This is a genomic window from Acinetobacter sichuanensis (genome assembly GCF_003024515.2).
In the GTDB taxonomy this organism is placed as follows: domain Bacteria; phylum Pseudomonadota; class Gammaproteobacteria; order Pseudomonadales; family Moraxellaceae; genus Acinetobacter; species Acinetobacter sichuanensis.
The window spans coordinates 1-536 of the sequence record NZ_PYIX02000227.1; the positions used below are offsets into that span (position 1 = coordinate 1).

Genomic DNA, 536 nt, shown 5'->3' on the forward strand with positions numbered 1-536 from the left:
GCAGTACGTTGCTGACTGGTCAAAGCGAACTGATCTTGATCGGCACGGTTAATGTTGAATTGCTCAGCCACGTTTTCCGCAGTTTGAGGCATGGTTTCAACACCATACATTTCTTTGAGTTTTGGATTGATAAAACGCCAACCCATAGTAGTGTCTTCAAGCTTTTGTGCGCGACCATAAGCAGATTCAGACTTACCCATCACAAATGGTGCACGTGACATGCTTTCTACACCACCTGCAATAATCAAATCGGCTTCACCTGCTTTAATCGCACGTGCTGCCATTGCCACAGCATCAAGCGATGAACCACATAAACGGTTGACTGTGGTTGCAGGCACTTGATATGGCACACCTGCAAGAAGTGCAGACATACGACCAACGTTACGGTTGTCTTCACCCGCTTGGTTGGCACAACCATAAATCACATCATCAACTTTTTCCCAGTTCACTGATGGATTACGTTCAATTAAAGCTTTAATTGGCAATGCGCCTAAGTCATCTGTACGTACAGGTGCAAGTCCACCTGCATAGCGACC

1 protein-coding gene is annotated in these 536 nt (G+C 46.1%); it reads right to left on the bottom strand.

Annotated features, from left to right (window positions below):
- Positions 1-536: thiolase family protein (locus C9E89_RS23165; RefSeq protein ID WP_265935941.1), on the bottom strand; the 536-nt coding region annotated here is incomplete at both ends.